The organism is Actinoplanes sp. NPDC026623, from assembly GCF_040638275.1.
GTDB lineage: Bacteria > Actinomycetota > Actinomycetes > Mycobacteriales > Micromonosporaceae > Actinoplanes.
Genome location: NZ_JBEZXZ010000396.1, coordinates 1 through 2,693, shown reverse-complemented (window position 1 = coordinate 2,693; position 2,693 = coordinate 1). Strand labels below are relative to the sequence as shown.

General features: G+C 70.0%; 2 protein-coding genes. One reads left to right on the top strand and one right to left on the bottom strand.

Going from position 1 to position 2,693, the window contains the following annotated elements:
* Window positions 1-110: 110 nt before the first annotated feature.
* Entirely contained in the window at window positions 111-848 is a 738-nt protein-coding gene (locus AB0F10_RS45140; protein ID WP_360640710.1) for a tyrosine-protein phosphatase, read from the bottom strand.
* Window positions 849-1,073: 225 nt separating this feature from the next.
* Between AB0F10_RS45140 and cimA the strand changes: the two genes are divergently transcribed.
* The gene (cimA, locus tag AB0F10_RS45135) at window positions 1,074-2,663 is read left to right on the top strand and encodes a citramalate synthase (protein ID WP_360640708.1); all 1,590 of its coding nucleotides are present in this window, start codon (window positions 1,074-1,076) and stop codon (window positions 2,661-2,663) included.
* The last annotated feature ends 30 nt before the right edge of the window (window positions 2,664-2,693 follow it).

The window sequence follows — 2,693 nt, the reverse complement described above, 5'->3', positions numbered from 1 at the left end:
GCCGGTTTTTGCGGTCCACCCCGCGCGGCCGGCCCGTCCCCCGTTGGGGCTGGGGCCAAACGTTTTCCTGATTTCTTCCGGGGCGCCGGCCGCCGCGTCCGCGGCGGCCGTCAGCCGGGAGCCAGCAGGTGTTCGCGCATCGTCGCGATCTGCTCGGCGCTGATCCCGATCTCGCGGACGTACTTCTCCACCGAGCCGTGCTGGTCGCGCAGGTCGTTGAGGAAGAGCAGCATCGCGTCCTGCGGGCAGTCGTACATGTGGTATTTGTCCTGGACCATCTCCGGCTTCGACCGCCGCAGATAATCGGTCAGGGACGCCATCGCCGCCTCGGTCAGCGCGTAGTCCTCGGCGATGTCCGCATCGGACACCCCGAGCAGCGCGAGCGTGAGCGCGCAGACCACCCCGGTGCGGTCCTTGCCGGCCATGCAGTGCACGACCGCCGGCGCCGCGTCCGGGTCGGCGATCAGGCTCAGCGCCGCCGCCAGCCCCTCCCGGCCGTCGGCCGCGAAATTCAGGTAGCGGTCGGCCAGCCAGCGCTCGTGCGGCAGCGAGGGCGCGACCGACTCCCAGTCCACATGCTCGATCACCAGGTTGTGATAGGCCAGCCCGGCCGCCTCCGGCACCCGGCCGTGCTCCTCGATCTCGAAGACCCGGCGCAGGTCGATGACCGTCTTGACGCCCAGCGCGCCGAAGGCCTCGAGGTCGTCGCCGCGCAGCCGGTGCAGGGAGTCCGCGCGGAAGACGCGCCGCCAGCGCACCGTCCTTTCGCCGAGGCCGGCGTAGCCCCCGATGTCGCGGAAGTTGTAGCTGGAGGAGAACGGCAGGGTGCGGGGGGAATCGTCGGCCACCCCTTCAACCTAACGGGCTCCGTCTATCTCGCCCGGGCCGGACCGTCTCAGCTTGTGGATTCCGGCCGCGTACCGCGACGGTGCGTGGCATGCTTCCCTGCGTGACCCACTTCGTGCTGATTATTCGCACCTAGCACGCCGGCTGACCTTTCGCCGACGTGCCGACCTCTCGCATCCGCGGGGGGTCTTTTTGTTGGGTCGTCAGTCTCGGAAAGGAAACCTCCCATGACCTATCAGGTGTTCGACACGACGTTGCGCGACGGCGGCCAACGCGAGGGCATCAGCTACTCGGTCGCCGACAAACTCGCGGTCGCCCGGCTGCTCGACGAGTTCGGGGTCGGCTTCATCGAGGGCGGCTGGCCGGGCGCGATGCCCAAGGACACCGAGTTCTTCGCCCGGGCCAGGAACGAACTCGACCTGCGCAACGCCGTGCTTGTCGCGTTCGGTGCGACCCGCCGGGCCAACGTCGACGTCGCCACCGACCCCCAGGTGCAGGCCCTGCTGGACGCCGAGACGCCGGTCGTGTGCGTCGTCGCCAAGTCCGACATCCGGCACGTCGAGCGGGCCCTGCGCACCACCGGCGAGGAGAACCTCGCCATGGTCCGCGACACCGTCACCCACCTGATCGCGAACGGCCGGCGCGCGTTCGTGGACTGCGAGCACTTCTTCGACGGCTTCCGCCACGACCCCGACTACACCGCCTCCGTGGTCAAGGCCGCGTTCGAGGCCGGCGCCGAGCGCGTCGTCATGTGTGACACCAACGGCGGCATGCTCCCGTCGATGATCACCGCCGCGATCGAGGACGTCGTGCGGCGTACCGGGATCGCCGCGGACCGGCTCGGCATCCACTGCCAGAACGACACCTCCTGCGCCGTCGCCAACACCGTCGCCGCGGTCGAGGCGGGCGTCGAACACTTCCAGTGCACGGCCAACGGCTACGGCGAGCGGCCCGGCAACGCCGACCTCTTCGCCGTCGTCAGCAACCTGCAACTCAAGCTCGGGCTGAAGGTCCTACCGGACGGCTGCCTCGAGAAGGCGACGCGGGTGTCGACCGCGCTCGCCGAGATCGCCAACATCGCCCCCGACACCCACCAGGCCTACGTCGGGGCCGCGGCATTCGCTCACAAGGCGGGGCTGCACGCGAGCGCGATCAAGGTGGATCCGCTGCTCTACAACCACGTGGACCCGGCAGTGGTCGGGAACGACATGCGGATCCTGGTGACCGAGATGGCCGGCCGGGCCAGCATCGAGCTCAAGAGCCGTGAGCTCGGACTTGACCTGGCCGGCCACCCGGAGACCCTCACGGAGGTGACCCGCAAGGTCAAGGACCTGGAGGCGGGCGGCTGGTCCTTCGAGGCCGCCGACGCGTCCTTCGAGCTTCTGGTACGCAGCGAGCTGCCCGGCGAGGACTTCGTGCGGCCGTTCGCCCTGGAGTCGTACCGGGTGCAGGTCGAGCACCGCGAGGACGGCTCGGTCGTCTCCGAGGCCACCGTCAAGGTGCGGGTACGCGGGGAGCGCGTCATCGCCACCGCCGAGGGCAACGGCCCGGTCAACGCCCTGGACGAGGCGCTGCGCGTCGCGCTCTCCAAGCACTACCCGGAGCTGAAGACGTTCGAGCTGGCCGACTACAAGGTCCGCATCCTGGAGGGCTCGCACGGCTCGAACGCGATCACCCGGGTCCTGGTGGAGACCAGCGACCGCCACCGCGAATGGACGACCGTCGGGGTGCACGAGAACGTCGTCGAGGCGAGCTGGAAGGCGCTCACCGACGCGCTCACCTACGGGCTGGCCCGCACCACGACGCCGGCCGCCTGACACCCCGGTCGCGCCGGGCCGCACCACGGC